Consider the following 17,643-nt stretch of genomic DNA (forward strand, 5'->3'; position numbering starts at 1 on the left):
ATGCCACCCAACAATAAATTCCCCACTTGAAGAATAAATTTTAGGAGAACTTGATACAAATTGGCAGGAAAATAATTCCTCGAATTTGCCAGCTATGTAGAATTTAACAGTAATGTGCCAGTTTACTCACTCGATAATTGGGTCTTGATGCACGATGACTTCTGCATCATCAAATAAACTGGCAACTCGCTGCTCCGCTGCCTCTGCAATGGCGTGGGCTTGATGCAAACTCAAACGACCATCTAACTCTAAATGAAACTGCACAAAAGTCGTTTTGCCCGACTCCCGAGTTCGCAGATCATGAAAGCCATGAATTTGTGGATCTTGCTTAATTAATTCAGCAATTTGCTGACGAACTTCACTATCGAGTTCACGATCTAACAAGCTTTGAATAGAGCGATAACCTAAATCGATTGCTTGCTGACCAATAAATAGCGCAATCAGTACCGCAAACAAACCATCGGCCCACCACCAACCATAGTAGGCAAGCACTAACGCCAACAATACCGCCGCATTGAGCAGTAAATCTGATTTGTAATGCAATGCATCGGCTTCAATAACGGTACTGGAAGTAGCTGCAACGGCTTTCTTTTGTAACATCACCAACGCCAATGTCAGCATAATAGCCACAATTGACACCACCACCCCCAACATTGGACTGTTAACCGGGGTCGGATTAATGAGGCGATCACCACCGTGAAACAACAATAGGAACGCGGTCCCCAAAATGAACGCTGATTGCGCTAACGCGGCTAATGGTTCGGCTTTACCGTGACCATAACGATGATCTTTATCAGCAGGGACAATGGCATATCGGATAGCAATGAAATTAACAATGGATGCCAGCGCATCAGCAAAAGAATCGGTTAAGGACGCCAACATACTGGCTGAACCGGAATACATCCAGGCAGCAAGTTTAATAAAGATAAGGGTGAAAGCCGTCGCAACCGCAGCGCGACTGGCGAGTTTCACCCATTTATCATATTGGGAAGCTTGAGTCATAACGTCATATCACTACATAGAAGCAGAGGGGAAGCATATCACGTTAGTTTACATCAAAATCATGACATAGGGCTGACTTTACCTATGCTTGCGCTTACCTTTTTTATCAAAGTTTTCTTTAAACTTTTCTTGCTGCTCTGGGGTCAATAGTTGGTAAACCTGATTTTGCGCTTTAAGCATAATCACACCAGCTTGTTGACGCTTAGCTTGCTTAGTCGCGATTAAGTTAGCCGCTTGGCTTTCGTCAAATCCATCAGCGGTAATTAACGCTAGCATCTCATCTTTATGGGTTTGACGCTCTTCTTTACTTGCACCAAGGGCTTTCATCTCTTCGCGAGTTTGCTTAACAATGGTTTTTACCTGTTCGCGCTGCTCATCAGTCAAATCTAAACCTCTGAACATCTTTTTCAGACCAGCGTGATGACCACCGCGCTCCATTTGATGATAACCACCTTTATGGTAACCACCATCATTGGCGTATGTTGCTGGCGCCATCATCACGGCGGAACTGGCTAATAAGGCGATTACACCTGCTTTAAGTTGACGAGTATTCATAATGTCTCTCTCTTGTCGATGAAGTTGCTACCAGTTTAGCCCGCGCAATGTAATTGTGGGTTTAGCTTTGGTAAATGACTGTAAATATGTTGCAAACATCTATGTCAGTAGCGAAACTTACGCTTATTTCTTAAGATGTTAACGCCTTTATACCGATAACATGTTAATTAACGCTAGATAACGGCTTTACACAGACTTACAAAGCTAGACTGCAATTGACGTCCAACTCGGTATACTAATCGTGATAGTTAATTTGTTAGAGGTATGGCATGAGCCACATATTATTGATTGATGATGATCTTGGTTTAGCAGAGCTATTAGCTCAGCTTTTGGAGTTAGAAGGATTTGAACTCACTTTAGCCCATGATGGTCAGCGCGGTTTAGAGCTCGCGCTAAGTCAGTCATTCGATCTGATCTTACTCGATGTCATGTTACCGCAAATGAACGGCTTTGAAGTCCTCAAGGCATTACGGGCGCAAAAACAAACGCCGGTATTGATGCTCACTGCTCGTGGTGATGAGATCGATCGGGTTGTCGGCTTGGAAATTGGCGCCGATGACTACTTACCTAAACCTTTTAATGACCGTGAATTAATCGCCAGAATGAAGGCCATCATTCGACGCACCCACAATACCCAAGAAGAAAGTGCAACATCGGTGATTGAATTTGGCGATATAAAACTGGATGCCAGCCGCCAAGAGGTCTACTGCCAAGAGCAATCGCTGATATTAACGGGTACCGAATTTGGATTATTGCTGGAAATGGTGCAACACGCCGGAGAGTTAATCAGCAAAGACCTATTGAGTGAAAAAGTCTTAGGTAAGAAGTTAATGCCATTTGACCGCAGCCTAGATATGCACCTCTCTAACTTACGAAAAAAGCTGCCCGAACGCAGCGACGGTCGTCCAAGAGTTAAAACCATTCGTGGTAAAGGCTATATTTGGTTAACCTAAGATGATCATCAGCCCGTCCCCCAATCGGATTTTTATCAAGCTACTGCTCGGTTTTTGGATCTGCAGTAGCGTAATTATTGCCGCCGTTGGCTTGTTGCCTTTATTACAGCAAAATCATGATCAAGCGCCGCTGCCACCACATTTAGAAACCCTGTTATCACGCATTGCCAACCGGATTATCGAACAGCCTGAGCTGCTTGAGCGCCCGCACTTTAAGCACTTTCGCAACATCAAAAACTTTCGCGGAAAACCGCTGCGTATTTACCTCGTCAATGAGCAAGGCCAAGTGGTTAACCGAGATCGTATGTCACGGGGAATGCGCCGCTTTATGCTGATGGCAGAAGAAGCTAATCACCCCATTAGCCATCAATTTAAAAATGAGCTCATTTTTGGCCCCTATGAGTTTCAAGTCCATGACGAGCAGTACAGTTTGTATGGCCGCATTGATGATCATCACCCAAGGCCTTGGTTCTTTTTCTTCTCTGAAAACAAGCTACTGACCCTGAGCTTAGCCATTCTTCTTTCAGGCTTGCTGTGTGGATTGCTCGCTTGGCACTTAGGTAAGCCGCTACGCTCACTAAAACAAAGCGCCGAAACATTAGCTAAGGGAGACTTACAGCACCGTGTTGACCCTAGCACCAGCAAGCGCAGCGACGAATTTGGCCAATTGGCGCAAGCCTTTAATGCCATGGCCGATGCTGTTGAAAACATGGTCAACAGTCAACAACGACTGATTAGTGATATCTCCCACGAGCTACGTACACCACTAACTCGCCTGCAATTGGCGCTGGCACTAGCCCGCAAAAAAGATCAAGGATCCACAGAAATTGAACGCATCGGTTACGAAGCTGAGCAGCTGGACCAAATGATTGGTGAACTGCTGGAATTATCTCGAGTAAAACTCAACTTCAATGACGTTAAACACCCATTAGCACTTAACGAAACCTTGACCCAAGTGCTTGATGATGCAGATTTTGAAGCCGAGCAGCAGCAAAAACAATTAGTGATTAACATTGATGATGAAATCCGCCTACCCACCTACCCAAGACCATTGGCACGCGCGGTAGAAAACTTACTGCGTAATGCCATTCGTTATGCCGACAAGCGCATCACGATTGAAGCAAAATATCTGGACGAACAGGTTGAGCTAGTGATCCTTGACGACGGTCCAGGTATTGAAAACCCGCAAGATTTACAGGCGATATTTGAACCATTTTATCGACCGCAATCTGCCCGAGAAAGAGAATCTGGTGGTTGGGGATTAGGACTGGCGATCACCAAAGCGGCGATAGATGCGCACCAAGGCAGTATCTATGCCACTAATGCCCAGCCCAACGGTTTAAAAGTGACAATCACGCTACCAGCCCACTAATAGGGCTGGTTATTCGCTGGCGATGTTGATTAAATGACGACTACTCGCTAACACCTCAACGGCTGTTTTACCTAAGGTGTAACGTCCCGCTAAAGCTTGTTCAGTATTGTATTGGTGCTGCCAGTTGGCAAAGTGAAGGTTTAGCTCTCGCAAAGACTTGATTTTATTAACCTTTAAAAAAGGTTCAAAAAACGCGTTATGGGCAAAAGTCTGGAAACGAGCAGCCAAACCATTCACCACTGGGCCGTTATAAGCACGCATCTGAATATGCTTGATATTACGCTCTGCCAGCGCCGCATTAAAAGCGGCGCCCTTCTTACCAGAAAACTCAGTACCCCTATCGGTCAAAATACTGTTAATAGGTAATTGCTGCGACTGATACCAAGGCTCGACAACGTTAGTCAGAAATTGCGCCGCAGATGCCGAGCTATTGTCATCCATCACCACCGCTATAGCGTATTGGCTATAGCCATCAACAAAAGTGTGTTGATATAGCTGGCCTAAAGGGGAAATTTCCCCTAAGTCAAAGGTATCTTGCACACAGATATCGCCCGGAAATAAACACTCAAATACAGGATCATCGGGCGTCAGTTTATGTAACTGCTCTAAATGCTGTTGCTCTAACGGTGACCAAGATTGCTCATGTTTAAGCTTAGCGTTCAATGCTAACAAACGATTCTTGCGGGTTTCTAAATTGTGTCGCACCCAGATAGTTCGCACCCCAGATGCCGACACATTGCAGCCTCTAGCAGTTAACAACTCTGCGACTTTAGCTTGACCATAGTTGGGGTAATCAAGAGCAATCTCGATCACTTGCTCTTCCACTTCCGCAGACACACGATTTTTTAATGCCGGCTTTTTACGAGATAAATTCTTTAAACCGCGTTCACCCGCAGTCGCGTATTGCTTTTTGAAGCGATAATAACTGTCACGGCTATAACCCATGATTTCGCAAGCTTTGCTAATACTGCCAAGCTCTTCAGCAAGTTGTAATAAGGCTAGTTTACTGCGGATCTCATTACTTTTAGCGCTCATAGGTTATCTCGCCCAACATTATTCAATAAAGGCTTGTTCATGGGTTACCAAAAAACTCCATTAGGGGCATAGCCCAACCACTTAAACCAAGTCTCTCCCATTAAAATACTGCTTGCCCATCCAATCATCAACATTGTGAATCCAAATTTGAAGGTATCACTCAAACTGTAATGGTCTGTGGAGTAAAGTAATAGCGCTGGCTTACTATTAAACGGTAAAACGTAAACATGTTCAATGAGTAAGGCGACAGGTAATGCCAAACTCATAATGGGAAAATCAAAACGTTGTGCAATACCAATAGCAATGGGAACAAACAGCATAGTACGCATGGTTTTTGACTGGAAAACTAATGAGCTCAACAGCATCGCCCCAGTCAAACCGATATAGAACACGCTAAATGGTGTACTTTCATCTAAGCCAAAATACTCCAAACTAAAGTTCACAGCTAAATTGGGCAAATCAGTCTGTTTAAATCCAGCACCTAACGTGTATGCGCCGGCTGAGAACAACAACAGATGCCAAGGCACATCCACTTCGTTCCAATTCACGACCCCGATACGAGGACATAACGCGACAATCGCACCAATAAAGGCAATCGCTGTGGCACTAACACCATGATATTTATCCGTCGCCCAGAAAAATAAAATGGTGACAAAAATGACCAGCGACTTAATTTCACGCCAAGACACTTTGCCCATTTTATCTAACTCTGATTGCAGGCGTTCCATGCCGCCTTCAATTTGCGGCAAGCGCTCTTCTGGTGCCAGAGGGAAAAAGATCTTGGTGGCAATGAGCCAGCCAATCACTATCATGCATAGCACAATCGGCAACGCGACTATCATCCAGTCGGCAAAAAAGAAACTACCGCCAATTGCCCCAGCAATTAAGCTGGCTGCAAGCAAGTTAGCCCCTGAGCCTGTAACAAATGCCCCGGCACACAGGTTAATTTGCAGCAAGTTTTGCAGCACTAAATTACGGCCAAAATTATTCTTGTTATCGCCACCACGTGCGCCATAAACAGCCGCAATAACCATAAATATCGGCATTAAAATCGCCGCTTTAGCGGTGGTAGCAGAAATAAACGCCGACAAGACTAAGTTGATAACCATGAAGCTATAGAAAATGGGCGTGGCACTGGTACCAAAGCGGCAAATAAACCACAGCGCAAATCGCTTGGCCGCTCCGGATGTAACCAACATTGATGCCAAAATAAACGACAGAATATTGAGCCACATAATCGGATGACCTAACTGCGCATAAGCCACTTTTTCAGGTAAGACCCCGGTTAAAACCATGGCAATGATCACCATCAGTGAGGTCAAATAGTTCGGGATAGGCTCAGTGATCCATAAGATGACCGCGGCGCAGAATATGGCCAACATTGCGGTACCTCTGGCACTAAAGATGGCAAGACCATCTTGCTCAAAGCGCTCCAATGCAGTTTTACTTAATGTCTGCGGATCAAAATTCACCAAAAAGCTGGCTGGCTCAGACAACAAAATACCCACAAACACCGCCAGCGCTATCCAAATACCCGCTTGAGCAAGCCATTGTTCAAATCGACTTTTGCTTCTAACAGGTAAGGACTCCATCCGATATTGACTCATATCAAGCGGGTCGGTTTGGGGCACATCAGTCTTAGACATTATTCTTATTCCCTGAGCGAATTAACTGTAGTTTCACTGTACCCATATCCGCCTCAAAAAAAGGCGATCAAGATCAATAAAAATCACCATAAGTTTTAAATAAAAAATATTTAAAAACACAACAAAACAAAGATAGAATAAATAAGTAATTGTTTTTATTTGAAATTTATACACACAAAAACAGAGATGGCAAATTTAATGTACGATTAGGTCCAAACTAATTTTACAAAAACTTGATCCGGATCGGTTTTTATTGCGTCATTTATCAGTACTGTAAATGGGCAATCTAAATCCACACTATGATTTGTAAGGAAACCTCAATGTCAGCATTAAAAATTGGCGAAATATCCAAACCTCGATTTGAATTCCGCACTTTTGGACAAGACTTCAGTGAATCAGCAGAGCGCATGGCGCGCTTATCCAACCCAGTTCCCGAGAAAGTTTGGCACCGTGAAAGCGATGAAATCTACATCATGTCGCGCACTAATGACCTCAACAATACAAAAATTCGTGACGGCAAAATGGATGTCAAAGCTTATGTGCAAACCGTTGACGGTTTAGAGCAATGGGATCCCAAACTAAAAGCAGAATTTCCCATAAGCCGCGCACAACTCACCGAAGAGATCTTTCCAGCCTTCATGGTTGAATTACCGGAGCTGACACAAACGGAATATAGCTTTGACGAGTTCATTGCACTGATTGATGCCCACGCCGACTTACAGGCAGTGAACATTCACAAAGAGCGCTTTGGTTACATGGTTAATGACACGATTTGCGAAGTCGCCAACGTACTCGTCAATGGCGCCAAAATTGTCAGCATTAACAGCGAATCAACTGAACTCGAAGACATCCAAAAGACCATCAAAGACGTGAAATTAGAAGGTGTTGAGAATATCAATTACCTGCAGGCAATTAAGCGTGTGATCGGCATGAAAAACTTGCCACTGGCTAACTAATAACAAGGAGCCACATTCATGGCACAAGAAATAGAACGCAAGTATTTAGTAAAGAATGACGACTTTAAGCATCAAGCAGCAAGAGCTGTGCGCATTGTTCAAGGCTACCTCAGCAGTGTGCCTGAGCGTACAGTGCGAGTGCGTATCAAAGGCGAAAAAGGTTTCTTAACGATCAAAGGTATCGGTAATGAATCAGGTGCTTCTCGTTATGAATGGGAGCAAGAAATTGCAGTAGAAGAAGCACAAGCGCTGCTGAAGATTTGTGAACCTGGCGTCATTGATAAAACCCGTTACTTGGTGGAACACCTCAATCATATCTTCGAGGTTGATGAGTTTTATCAAAGCAATCAAGGGTTAGTTGTAGCGGAAGTTGAACTCAATAGCGAAGACCAAGTCGTCAATAAGCCTTCATGGTTGGCCGAAGAGGTGACCGGTGATGCTAAATACTACAACTCAATGTTGATGAAGCAACCGTTCACCACTTGGAAATAGAACATGGCCGTGTCGCTATTTAAAGCTGACCAATACCACCTTAGCGTGCGCAGCGAGTTCGCTGCCCACGTTAAACGGGCTCAGCTAAAGGTCCATTTTATTCTTCCCGCCCACTTGGCCGAAAATAGCGACATCATCAATCCGACCCATTTCTACCAAAACTTAGCGCAAAGACAGTTGATCTGTCGCGCAACGCCGCCAAGCATTGATTCCGTCAAACACGCGTTGTTCACACTCAGGCATACAGCCCATGCTCAAGCTGCGCGAAATCAGCGTCGCTACCGATTAGCACTATCTCATTTTGTCAGTGATATGCGTCAGTTATTAAGCCTTGCCGATACGGAGCAACTGCTGATACTCCACGACGCTATCGAGCAGTGTTGGAATATTCATAATAACGATAGCCACATAACCCAATTACGCTTATATAAACTAGCTCGTCATCAACTAGTTTACGACGCCTATCAAGCACTGCTGGCACAGTTACGTCAATCACAACCAACGACCCAATGCGTGCTCGAGCCTTTGCTACAACGCACCCTAGCCGTCGCTGAGCAACATCAACTCAAACTGCATGATGACAGTGAAGAAGGCCAAGAGCGGCTACTCAACAAATTACATATCGCCCGAAAGGTCATCAACACACCTTATAAAGTCAAACGTAAAAAGTTGAAAAATGGTCAATATGCCCAGCAAATAATTTTTGGTTTTGCAGCGGCATTAGCAATGGCGTTCGCCACCGCTGTGGCATTTGCTACCCAGCAAGCGTTTGGCAATTTCTCGACACCGTTCTTTTTCTCACTGGTGCTCTCCTACATCCTCAAAGATCGTATTAAAGAGCTGGGGCGCCAGTACCTAATGCAGGTATTCTCGTCGCGCTACTTTCAACATCAATCGCGATATTACCAGGGCAACCGACAACGGGAAGTGGCCGCCGCGACAGAAAGCTTTTTCAGTCAACAACAGCAGCGGCTTCCAAAACAAATTCAAGCGCTACTCAGGCGCAGACCTGGTCAAGATTCAAACAGTAACTCGAGTCACTGGGTCTACCTAAGACGTTACAGTTTCACAACAGAAAAGCAGCAAAGAACCAATGAAAAGTTTATAGATGAACTGACAGTTAACTTAAGTAAAACTTTGCGTTCTCTGCCCAAAATCCTCAGTAATCATTACTTTCAAAACGCACAACATATTCGGCTTACCACCGTCCACAAAACCCATACAATTTACCTGCTAGTCAGCCTAGATACCGGCAGCGGCCCGCGCTACAGCCACTATCGTGTAGTGGCTAGCAGAAAAGGCATACACGGAGTTTACAGTGTAAAAATCAATAACATAGAATAAGTCCGCTTTTATAACTCAACCCAATAAACACTGATAAAAAGAAGATTTTTTTCAGTGGGGCACTTTGCTGCCCAATGATTGATAAGATGCCTATCTGCCATCATACATTCGGTAAAACTTAAGCATTTAGAACATTTCCAAAAACAAAATAAATTGTACGATTAAGTTGAAATTAATAGACATGGATCAAGTTTTTAATGCGGCGATCTGCTTACTATTAGCTCATCAGGAAACAGCAGATTTCTTACACCGCGTTAACATCTAAAATAAGATATTAAGGATAGACATTATGGTGAACAAAAATGGTTTTTCTCGGTCTCGCATTGCAGTAGCAATTTCAACATCTCTACTGTGTTTTTCATCTGCGGCCATGGCAGGTGATGCAGATAAAATTACTGAACTTGAAGAGCGTCTAAACGCTTTGGAAATTGAGCTTATTGAAGCTAAGGATGCTGCCAACGCCAATGACCGAGTCAAGTTTGAATCAGGGGATCCCTCTCCTGAACTAATGTCTAAAGATGGCCAATCAACTATGCAGTTCACTGGTCGTTTTCAACTCGATTATGTCAATGCCGACCCTTTCTATACAGGCAGCAAACTTGAGTACCAAGACGGCATTAACGAAGTGAGTTTTCGTCGCGTTCGCTTTGGTGTAGAAGGCTACTTCTCCAATGTCTGGAAATACTCACTAGAATTTGATTTTGACGGCGTTTCAGAAGTTGAAGTTAAAGATGCCAACGTCAATTACCGTGGCTTTGATAATAGTGAAATCAAAGTAGGTTTCCAAAAATTCGGTTTCGGTCTTGAAGCGACGGGCAGTTCTGCTCATTTGGCTTTCTTAGAGCGAGCCAGCACCGATACTTTCTCGCCTGACCGCGCTGTAGGGGCGTCCTGGTTATATTACGGTGACGGATATAATTTTAGCGCTGGCTATGGTGTTACCGCTCTGGTCAATGATGACGATCTCAATGAAAAACAAGATGTGTTTAATGCCCGCTTTACCATGGCGCCTATCAATAATAGCGACCACTTACTGCATTTAGGTGCCAGCGCGCTTTACACCAAAAACAACAGCAACATGGAAGAAACCCGTTATCGTGCTCGACCAAACACAAAGGCTACAGGCCGCATCATTGATACTGGTAAATTCAATACTAAATCCACCCAACATTATGGACTTGAAGCCGCTTATCAGCATCGCAACTTGTTAATTCAAGCCGAATACATGCTAGCTAAAACCGATGATTTATACATCAAAGGCGACAACATGGGCAGTGCCACAATCAACAGTGGTTATGCGCAAGCAGTTTATACCTTAACCGGCGAAAGCTGGCGCTATGGCAGTAAAAAAGGCACCTTCAAAACCGTTAAGCCCGAGAATGCACTGTCTAAAGGTGGCTGGGGTGCTTGGGAGATCGCGGCACGTGTCGACTACGCTGACTTTAACGATACCGACGCCAATATCTATGGCGGCAAGAAGACTGATTACGTAGTCGGTGTCAATTGGTATATCGAAAACAACTTAAAAGCCCAGTTTAACTATGTACACACTCAAGCTGATTACGAACAAGGGTTTGAACACCACAGTAATCCTGACCTGATCCTGTATGAACAAGACGGTAATATCTTCCAAGCCCGCTTACAGTACGCATTCTAAAGGAGCCACGCAGATGAGAAACAACCTACTTTTAATTGGACTGGTTAACCTATGCTTAGGCGCTAATGCTTATGCCCTGTCGCCAGAACAGTTCACCTCTTTGGAGTATCATGTCAATACGGGGGTGGGTAAAACCTTGCCCTATGGGGCAAACAAGCTGACTCCAGACTTTAAAGAGGCATTTGATTTTATTAAATTTGATGATGATATCTCCATCAAATTGGTCACCTATATTGATACGCCGAACCGTGCTTTTAAAGCCAAAGATATTAATATCCGTGTTCGTGAACATGTGACCAAACCCCGTAAAAGTAAAATCACCATCAAACTACGTGCTGATCACCCTGAAGGCTTTGGTGATATCAGCCGCTATCGTAAAGCCGAGATCGACTACACCAATGGTAAAGCAGCCTACAGTGTCAGCTATGATGTGCCTTACTCTCCTGCCGACATCAATGTCAAAGATGTCGACTATGAACAAGTATTTAAAATCTTGAAAAAGAACAAGGCGATTTGGTCGATTATTGGTGACACTTATGAAGCCAACAAAAACGATTTAGCGCAAACCATCGTGATGCGAACCCATGGCTGGGAAGGCAGCATGAATGACCGCCGCTATGATGATATCGAAGTTGATTTTCAACTTTGGACGCCATACTACCGTCAACCGCGTATCACATTCACCGAATTTTCTTTCAAAGGCAGCGCTGGCAGTCAGGAACGACTCGAGCAAGCCTATGAATACCTATTCGAACAAGTGAATGCCGTCAATTTGGGACAGGGCCACCAAGGTTCAAAAACCAATGCGACCTTTGAAATGAGTAACGCATTTAAGTAGTACTGCGCGACCATCGCAGGCTCGCTATTCCCTGCTCCCGATAGCGAGCCTGCCACCAGCACACCTCCCTCTCAACATCACCACAAGGAGATGCCAATGTTTGGCTTTTCTCGGCTCACTACGCTTCTTTCTCAGTCTCAATCAACGGAAACCAAGGTTTACCTGTTTTTCGATCAAGTCACCTTAGCGCACCATAAGTCCGTTGAAATGTGGCAAAGCTACCTAAATTATGGGCCGCAAAGCGAAGCATTTATCACTGCACTAACCGAGTTACAAGATATCGAGCATCAGGCTGATCTTTTAAAACGTGAAATCGAACAAACCCTGTATCGTAAAACCCTTATTCCTGATTTACGCTCGGATGTAGCTTCACTGATCGATCTCACTGACAGGTTGATTAATCGTCAAGAAACCATTGGCCTGCACCTTAAAATTGAGCAACCAGCCATCCCAAAGTCCGTCGGCGAAGAGCTGTTAATCCTACTCAATACCGTTGGTGAAACCATAGATCATACCCTGCTATGCGCTAAGAGCTTTTTTACCGATCTACAGCGGGTACAGGAATACCACACTAAAGTCATCGCCTTTGAGAGCCAAGCAGATAAGCAATGCACTCGCACCAAAGTGATGCTGTTTGATACCGATATCCCCTTAGTCAATAAAATTCAGCTACGCTATTTCTGCGACCGCATAGATCAGGTCGCCAACCTTGCCGAAGATATCAGCGACCGCATCGCCATCTTTACCCTCAAACGCGTGCAATAAGAGGGCGGTAATATGGATATTGCTATCTGGATCTTTCTCTCAAGTGGCTTATTTCTAGGCTGGTCGCTGGGCGCCAATGATGCGGCGAATGTCTTTGGTACCGCAGTGGGATCGAAAATGGTCAAGTTCTCCACCGCCGCCCTTATCTGTTCGGTGATGGTGATTCTTGGCGCGGTCATTAGTGGTGCAGGCGCATCTCACACCTTAGGGGCACTGGGCAAAGTTTCTGCCATCGGTGGTGCTTTTACTGTCGCACTATCAGCTGCTACCACCGTATATTTCATGACTAAATCTGGGCTGCCGGTGTCAACAGGGCAAGCCATTGTCGGGGCGATCATCGGCTGGAATCTGTTTAGCGGCATGCCAACAGATTCAGAAGTTCTCACCAAAATCCTCAGCACTTGGGTACTGTGTCCAATACTGGCAGCGATAACAGCGGTACTGCTTTTCAAACTCGTCAGCGCCACCATCGCCCGCTTAAGGCCAGGCCTATTCCAACTGGATAAATGGACACGTATCGGACTAATTATTGCGGGTGCTTTTGGATCATACAGCCTAGGTGCCAACAATATCGCCAACGTCATGGGAGTATTTGTCTTATCAACTCCCATTGATCCCATGGATCTATTTGGCTTAACCCTGACTCCCGCCATGCAGCTATTTTTCATCGGCGCGGTGGCGATCAGTATTGGGGTATTCACTTACTCTAAAAAAGTGATGATGACCGTTGGTGACAATCTCATTGCCATGACCCCGGTTACCGCGTGGGTAGTGGTCATGGCTCACTCCATTGTGTTGTTTATCTTCTCATCACAATCATTATCCAATGCATTTGTCAGCATTGGATTACCGGCTATTCCTTTAGTGCCAGTCTCCAGCTCTCAAGCTGTGATTGGTGCGGTGGTGGGCATTGCTCTGTTGAAAAAGCTGCCGGTGCAATGGCGAGTGCTAGGACGTATTTTAATTGGCTGGGTCATTACCCCAATCATGTCAGCTATTGCCTGTTTTATTGGCCTTTTCATTATTCAGAACCTGTTTAAACAAGTGGTGATTTAACTGCTAACTTCTGCTCGACTCAAGATGAGAGGTGGACAATGAAATTACGTTATCGATTTAATGCACTGTTGATTCCATTAGTCACGTTAGCGCTGGTTTGTATCGCTTATGTGTGCATCCACCTCAGTCTGAATATGATGCAGCGTTCCAGCACCATTGCCATGCAAACAACCGCAAATTTAGTGCGCAATAATATTGGTCAATGGGTCAGTAACCATCAACACACTTTAACGGCATTAACCGCGAGCCCCCTCACCCGTTTAGCCATCGACAATCCGCAGTGGCAGCCGACACTATCAGAACACTTGCAAGCTATCGCAACACAAGTTGGTGCCAGAAACATCGCATTACTCAATCAGCAGCAAATCGCCATTGCAGCCAGTAACCCAAATAGGATCGGTAAAAACTATCAACAAATGCCCTATGTCATCGCGGCAAAAGAGAGTAATAAACTGATTATATCCGAGCCTGTACATAGCCGTGTCGACGGTAAGTTGTTAGTGACGTTTGCCCAGCAGGTGACCAACAACAATGTGTTGTTCATGAGTCTGCCGCTGGATAATTTTTACCAGGATTATGTTGATATCACTCAAGTGCAGCCCCACAGTAGCGCCTTTGTTATCTCAGCTAACTGTCAACTGTTGGCCCATAAACAGCCAAGCACGGCAAGCAAAACCTTAGCCCTCAGCTCGCTTTGTCATCAGCAAAATCAGCCTGTACATTTCCAGCAAGCTGGCGCTGATTACCAAGGTTGGCAGGTTAAAGATGCGCTCAGTGGCTGGTCAATTGTCACCGGTGTTGATACCCAAGTATTGGCTGAAAATGAACGTAAGCTGATTATGGTGAGCTCATTGGTCGCCCTTGCCGCTATTGTGGTCGTTGCGCTACTTATCATCAAACTGGTGAATATCATCACCCGCGGTTTAAGTACCGTAGCAAGTGCAGTTGCGCACTTAGCTGAAGGCGATATCCACTTAAGCCAAGTCAATCAACAGGCTTGGCAACAGCAGCAACAACGACAAGATGAATTGGGGCATATTGCCCATGCTGTCGCCCACCTTGTCACTGTGCAACAACAGCAAATTGCCACCGCAGAAAAGATTGCCCATGGCGATCTATCCTGCCAGGTGCACCTTGCTGGGCAGCGTGATGCTTTAGGCTTAGCCCTGCAAAAAATGCTGAATAACTTGGCCCATTTAGTCCGCTCAGTGAAGCATTGTACTCAAGCCATTTCTGCCAACAGCGAAGAGCTTAATCAAGGCAGTGTTCATCTTGCCGCTGGCGCTAATGAACAGTTGAGTTTTGTCACCACCATGAGCTCAGCATTACATGAAATCGACAGCCAGACTCAAATCACCGCTAGCTCAGCAAGCGACATCAGTAATCAAGGCCAAACAACCTTAAATCAAGCAACTGAAAGCCATCAGCAGATGCAACAACTCGCCCAAGCATTAGTACAGATACAAACTTCGGGCAGCGAAATTGCGCATATCATGGGTGAAATAACCAATATTGCCGATCAAACCAATCTCATCGCCCTTAATGCCGCCATTGAAGCCGCGCGCGCGGGCGAGCATGGTCGCGGTTTTGCGGTTGTGGCCGATGAGGTCAGGCAACTGGCTAACCGCACCGCCAGCGCAGCATCAAAAACCACAGCGCTGGTCAACACTTCCATTGAGCTAATGACTCAAGCTAATACCAATCGGCATAAAGATGTGATCGTTCAGCGAGAGTTTAGCGCTTTTGAGACAAGGCAACGAATGAAGGACATAGTTACTCTACGTTCAAGTTCGTTTACACAGTATCAGAAGTGCTAAAACTCGCCCTTTGGGCGCTTTTTTGGCTGCCTACTTCTTCGTTGAATAACTTCCCAATAGAACCACTATTACTTAAGTTATTCGTCTCGAACTAGTTTGCCAAAAATAGCTCTGAGTAGATCACTTTCTTATGCCGATTGATATAACCAAATTGCCACCCAAACAGAGGCCGCATTTGATGGCATAGTGACGCAAATGGACAGCTCGACTCACCACCTAGCGGCAATTGCATCTGGATGTAATGAACAAGCACAGGCCACCAATGAACTGACCCACAATTTGGCGCAGATTGAAGAGGTGAGCGATCAGGTCGTCGCGATTTCTCAGCAACTTGCTCAGGGGGCGCAGTCACTGAGTCAGTTGACCAACGAGCTGAGTCGCGATTGTGATAAATTCACCCTCGCAGAAGATGAGTTATCTACAACAGAAAAGAGGTCGCGATAAATCGGTTAACTTATCGCTGTTAATGCAGGTTATTTACAGTCACTTAGGCTGCCTGATCGCCGCTTAACTGCTGCAACCACAACTTAAAATAGGCTTTGGTCGGTATACGTCTATCGGAGTGACCTAACAAGTGAGTAATCGCGTAGCAGTACTGATGATACAGCTGCGGATCATCAGCCGCTTTGTTGTCATCATCACAATTGATAATCGCGCCGCGTAGATAGTGAGACACCAGTTCATGGCGGTCAAAGCCTTCGACTAAACCAATTTCAGCAATGGTCTCTGTCAGCCACAATTTGTACTCAGCATAATAACTATTGAATTGATCTTGATAGTACTCGCCGGCGGCATTGAGAATATCCTCATTGGGCATTACCCGCTCAATGACAAATTTATTGTTCGCCAATACATCGTATAGACGCCAGCAGTGATGAAATAAGAAACGATGATATGGGTCGGGATATAACTGTTGATCGAGCTTTGCTTGGGCAAGGCAAGACTTTAAATCATCAACAGCAACGGCAACGATCAAGTCGGCCTCACTGGGAAAATGATTGTATATCGTACCTTTGGATATTTGACTGGCTTTGACTAAATGTGAGCGACACAAGTCAAACGACTTATGCCCTTCAAGGCAGCGCTGAGCGACCTCAACCAAATATTGACCCCGTTGTTCCCAGTTACTCATATCGACCCCGTCACACTTTGCCAAATGTTATAAACATGTAGTTCACAGTCTTAGCATAGCAAGGTTTTTAACTACCCCATATTGAGTAATACTGATACCACTATCAATAAACTCAATAGCACTATGTTAAAGATCGAACTGCTGGAAAGTTTCATTGCTGTAGCCGAGTGTGGCAACTTATCTAAGGCTGCAGAACAAGTGTGTCGAACCCAATCAGCGTTGAGTTTACAGATCAAGAAATTAGAAGAATCTGTTGGCCAAACCCTGATGGTTAGGGATAACAAAGGCATAACATTAACAGACTCGGGCACCACCTTGCTCAACTACGCCTATAAGATGATGCAGTTGAGTACCCAAGCCCTTGATGAAATTAAAGATTGCCAAAATCGTGAAGTGATTCGCTTGGGTGTACCGACCGATTACATTAAGCGCTATCTCAGTAGTTGCTTGCTCGAATTTATTCGTGAATTCACCTGTATCGAATTAGTGATAGATACCGACGTGAGCGGCAATTTGTACAAACGTCTGCAACAAGGGGAGTTTGATCTCATTGTCGCCACCCATTGGCAGCCACCTGCCCACGGCGAAATGCTGTTTGAGCGCAAATTCCATTGGGTCTCAGCTAAAAATGGTGCCGCGCACACGCGCGATGTCATCCCTATGGCGTTATACCCAGAAAACTGTCCGATTCGTGCTCAGGTTTTTGCCAACCATCAAATCTCGATGCGACCAATTAACGTACTGCTATCAACACCTTCGCCACAAGCGCTGTGTATGGCAGTAGAGAATGACCTTGTAGTCGCGCCCATTGCTGAGTTTCGTATTACTGAACAGATGCAGATACTCGATCCCATGGAGCATGGACTGCCGATCCTGCCGACATTTAATGAGTCACTGTACCTCAATCCCGATACGCAAACAGATGCGACCTTGCAGCTAATCTCATTGATTAAAGCCAACGTGCTGGAATTAGCAGAAGTACCAGAAATAGCGGCGTAGATTGCAGAACACAATAAACAATGC

17 protein-coding genes are annotated in these 17,643 nt (G+C 45.1%); 12 read left to right on the forward strand and 5 right to left on the reverse strand.

The genetic code is table 11. The features are described 5' to 3' along the window. Positions 1 to 126: 126 nt before the first annotated feature. Both fieF and ACHUFW_RS09360 read right to left on the reverse strand, forming a co-directional pair. Positions 127 to 1,002: a cation efflux pump FieF gene (gene fieF / locus ACHUFW_RS09355; protein ID WP_394202470.1), complete on the reverse strand. Its 876-nt coding sequence runs from the start codon at positions 1,000 to 1,002 to the stop codon at positions 127 to 129. A 78-nt stretch (positions 1,003 to 1,080) separates the two neighbouring features. Next, a complete protein-coding gene (locus ACHUFW_RS09360) occupies positions 1,081 to 1,557 on the reverse strand; it encodes a Spy/CpxP family protein refolding chaperone (protein ID WP_394202472.1) in 477 nt (158 codons plus the stop codon). Positions 1,558 to 1,826: 269 nt separating this feature from the next. Between ACHUFW_RS09360 and ACHUFW_RS09365 the strand changes: the two genes are divergently transcribed. Then, positions 1,827 to 2,510 (forward strand): response regulator, encoded by a 684-nt coding sequence (locus ACHUFW_RS09365; RefSeq protein ID WP_394202474.1) that lies wholly within the window; start codon positions 1,827 to 1,829, stop codon positions 2,508 to 2,510. 1 nt (position 2,511) lies between these two features. Further along, complete coding sequence (locus ACHUFW_RS09370; RefSeq protein ID WP_394202476.1) at positions 2,512 to 3,882, forward strand: ATP-binding protein; 1,371 nt, start codon at positions 2,512 to 2,514, stop codon at positions 3,880 to 3,882. 9 nt (positions 3,883 to 3,891) lie between these two features. Here the strand turns inward: ACHUFW_RS09370 and ACHUFW_RS09375 are convergent, their stop codons facing one another. Further along, on the reverse strand, positions 3,892 to 4,917 hold the full coding sequence (locus ACHUFW_RS09375; protein WP_394202478.1) for a helix-turn-helix domain-containing protein: 1,026 nt from the start codon (positions 4,915 to 4,917) through the stop codon (positions 3,892 to 3,894). A 44-nt stretch (positions 4,918 to 4,961) separates the two neighbouring features. Continuing rightward, positions 4,962 to 6,563, reverse strand: coding sequence for an SLC13 family permease (locus ACHUFW_RS09380; protein WP_394202480.1), 1,602 nt, complete (start codon positions 6,561 to 6,563; stop codon positions 4,962 to 4,964). Positions 6,564 to 6,883: 320 nt separating this feature from the next. Between ACHUFW_RS09380 and ACHUFW_RS09385 the strand changes: the two genes are divergently transcribed. The 9 genes from ACHUFW_RS09385 (at position 6,884) to ACHUFW_RS09425 (ending at position 15,932) form a co-directional block, all read left to right on the forward strand. Beyond that, on the forward strand, positions 6,884 to 7,519 hold the full coding sequence (locus ACHUFW_RS09385) for a hypothetical protein (RefSeq protein WP_394202482.1): 636 nt from the start codon (positions 6,884 to 6,886) through the stop codon (positions 7,517 to 7,519). Between the two features lie 18 nt (positions 7,520 to 7,537). After that, positions 7,538 to 8,011 carry a CYTH domain-containing protein gene (locus tag ACHUFW_RS09390; RefSeq protein WP_394202484.1) on the forward strand — a complete coding sequence of 158 codons (474 nt, stop codon included), beginning with the start codon at positions 7,538 to 7,540 and terminating at the stop codon, positions 8,009 to 8,011. Positions 8,012 to 8,014: 3 nt separating this feature from the next. Beyond that, complete coding sequence (locus ACHUFW_RS09395; protein WP_394202486.1) at positions 8,015 to 9,355, forward strand: hypothetical protein; 1,341 nt, start codon at positions 8,015 to 8,017, stop codon at positions 9,353 to 9,355. Between the two features lie 289 nt (positions 9,356 to 9,644). Next, positions 9,645 to 11,012, forward strand: coding sequence for an OprO/OprP family phosphate-selective porin (locus ACHUFW_RS09400; RefSeq protein WP_394202488.1), 1,368 nt, complete (start codon positions 9,645 to 9,647; stop codon positions 11,010 to 11,012). 13 nt (positions 11,013 to 11,025) lie between these two features. Further along, positions 11,026 to 11,850 carry a hypothetical protein gene (locus ACHUFW_RS09405; RefSeq protein WP_394202490.1) on the forward strand — a complete coding sequence of 275 codons (825 nt, stop codon included), beginning with the start codon at positions 11,026 to 11,028 and terminating at the stop codon, positions 11,848 to 11,850. Positions 11,851 to 11,946: 96 nt separating this feature from the next. Then, positions 11,947 to 12,615, forward strand: a complete 669-nt coding sequence (locus tag ACHUFW_RS09410; protein WP_394202491.1) for a DUF47 domain-containing protein — start codon at positions 11,947 to 11,949, stop codon at positions 12,613 to 12,615. A 12-nt stretch (positions 12,616 to 12,627) separates the two neighbouring features. Further along, positions 12,628 to 13,671, forward strand: coding sequence for an inorganic phosphate transporter (locus ACHUFW_RS09415; protein ID WP_394202493.1), 1,044 nt, complete (start codon positions 12,628 to 12,630; stop codon positions 13,669 to 13,671). A 38-nt stretch (positions 13,672 to 13,709) separates the two neighbouring features. Next, complete coding sequence (locus ACHUFW_RS09420) at positions 13,710 to 15,488, forward strand: methyl-accepting chemotaxis protein (protein ID WP_394202495.1); 1,779 nt, start codon at positions 13,710 to 13,712, stop codon at positions 15,486 to 15,488. A 195-nt stretch (positions 15,489 to 15,683) separates the two neighbouring features. Beyond that, on the forward strand, positions 15,684 to 15,932 hold the full coding sequence (locus ACHUFW_RS09425) for a hypothetical protein (protein WP_394202497.1): 249 nt from the start codon (positions 15,684 to 15,686) through the stop codon (positions 15,930 to 15,932). 43 nt (positions 15,933 to 15,975) lie between these two features. On the opposite strand, the gene ACHUFW_RS09430 is transcribed toward ACHUFW_RS09425, so the two are convergent. Then, positions 15,976 to 16,620, reverse strand: a complete 645-nt coding sequence (locus tag ACHUFW_RS09430) for a TetR/AcrR family transcriptional regulator (protein WP_394202498.1) — start codon at positions 16,618 to 16,620, stop codon at positions 15,976 to 15,978. A gap of 123 nt (positions 16,621 to 16,743) precedes the next feature. On the opposite strand from ACHUFW_RS09430, the gene ACHUFW_RS09435 reads away from it, so the two are divergent. Then, positions 16,744 to 17,619 (forward strand): LysR family transcriptional regulator, encoded by an 876-nt coding sequence (locus tag ACHUFW_RS09435; protein WP_394202500.1) that lies wholly within the window; start codon positions 16,744 to 16,746, stop codon positions 17,617 to 17,619. Positions 17,620 to 17,643 lie beyond the last annotated feature (24 nt).

Origin of the sequence: Shewanella waksmanii (assembly GCF_043643685.1) — a bacterium.
Classification (GTDB): Bacteria; Pseudomonadota; Gammaproteobacteria; order Enterobacterales; family Shewanellaceae; genus Shewanella; species Shewanella waksmanii_A.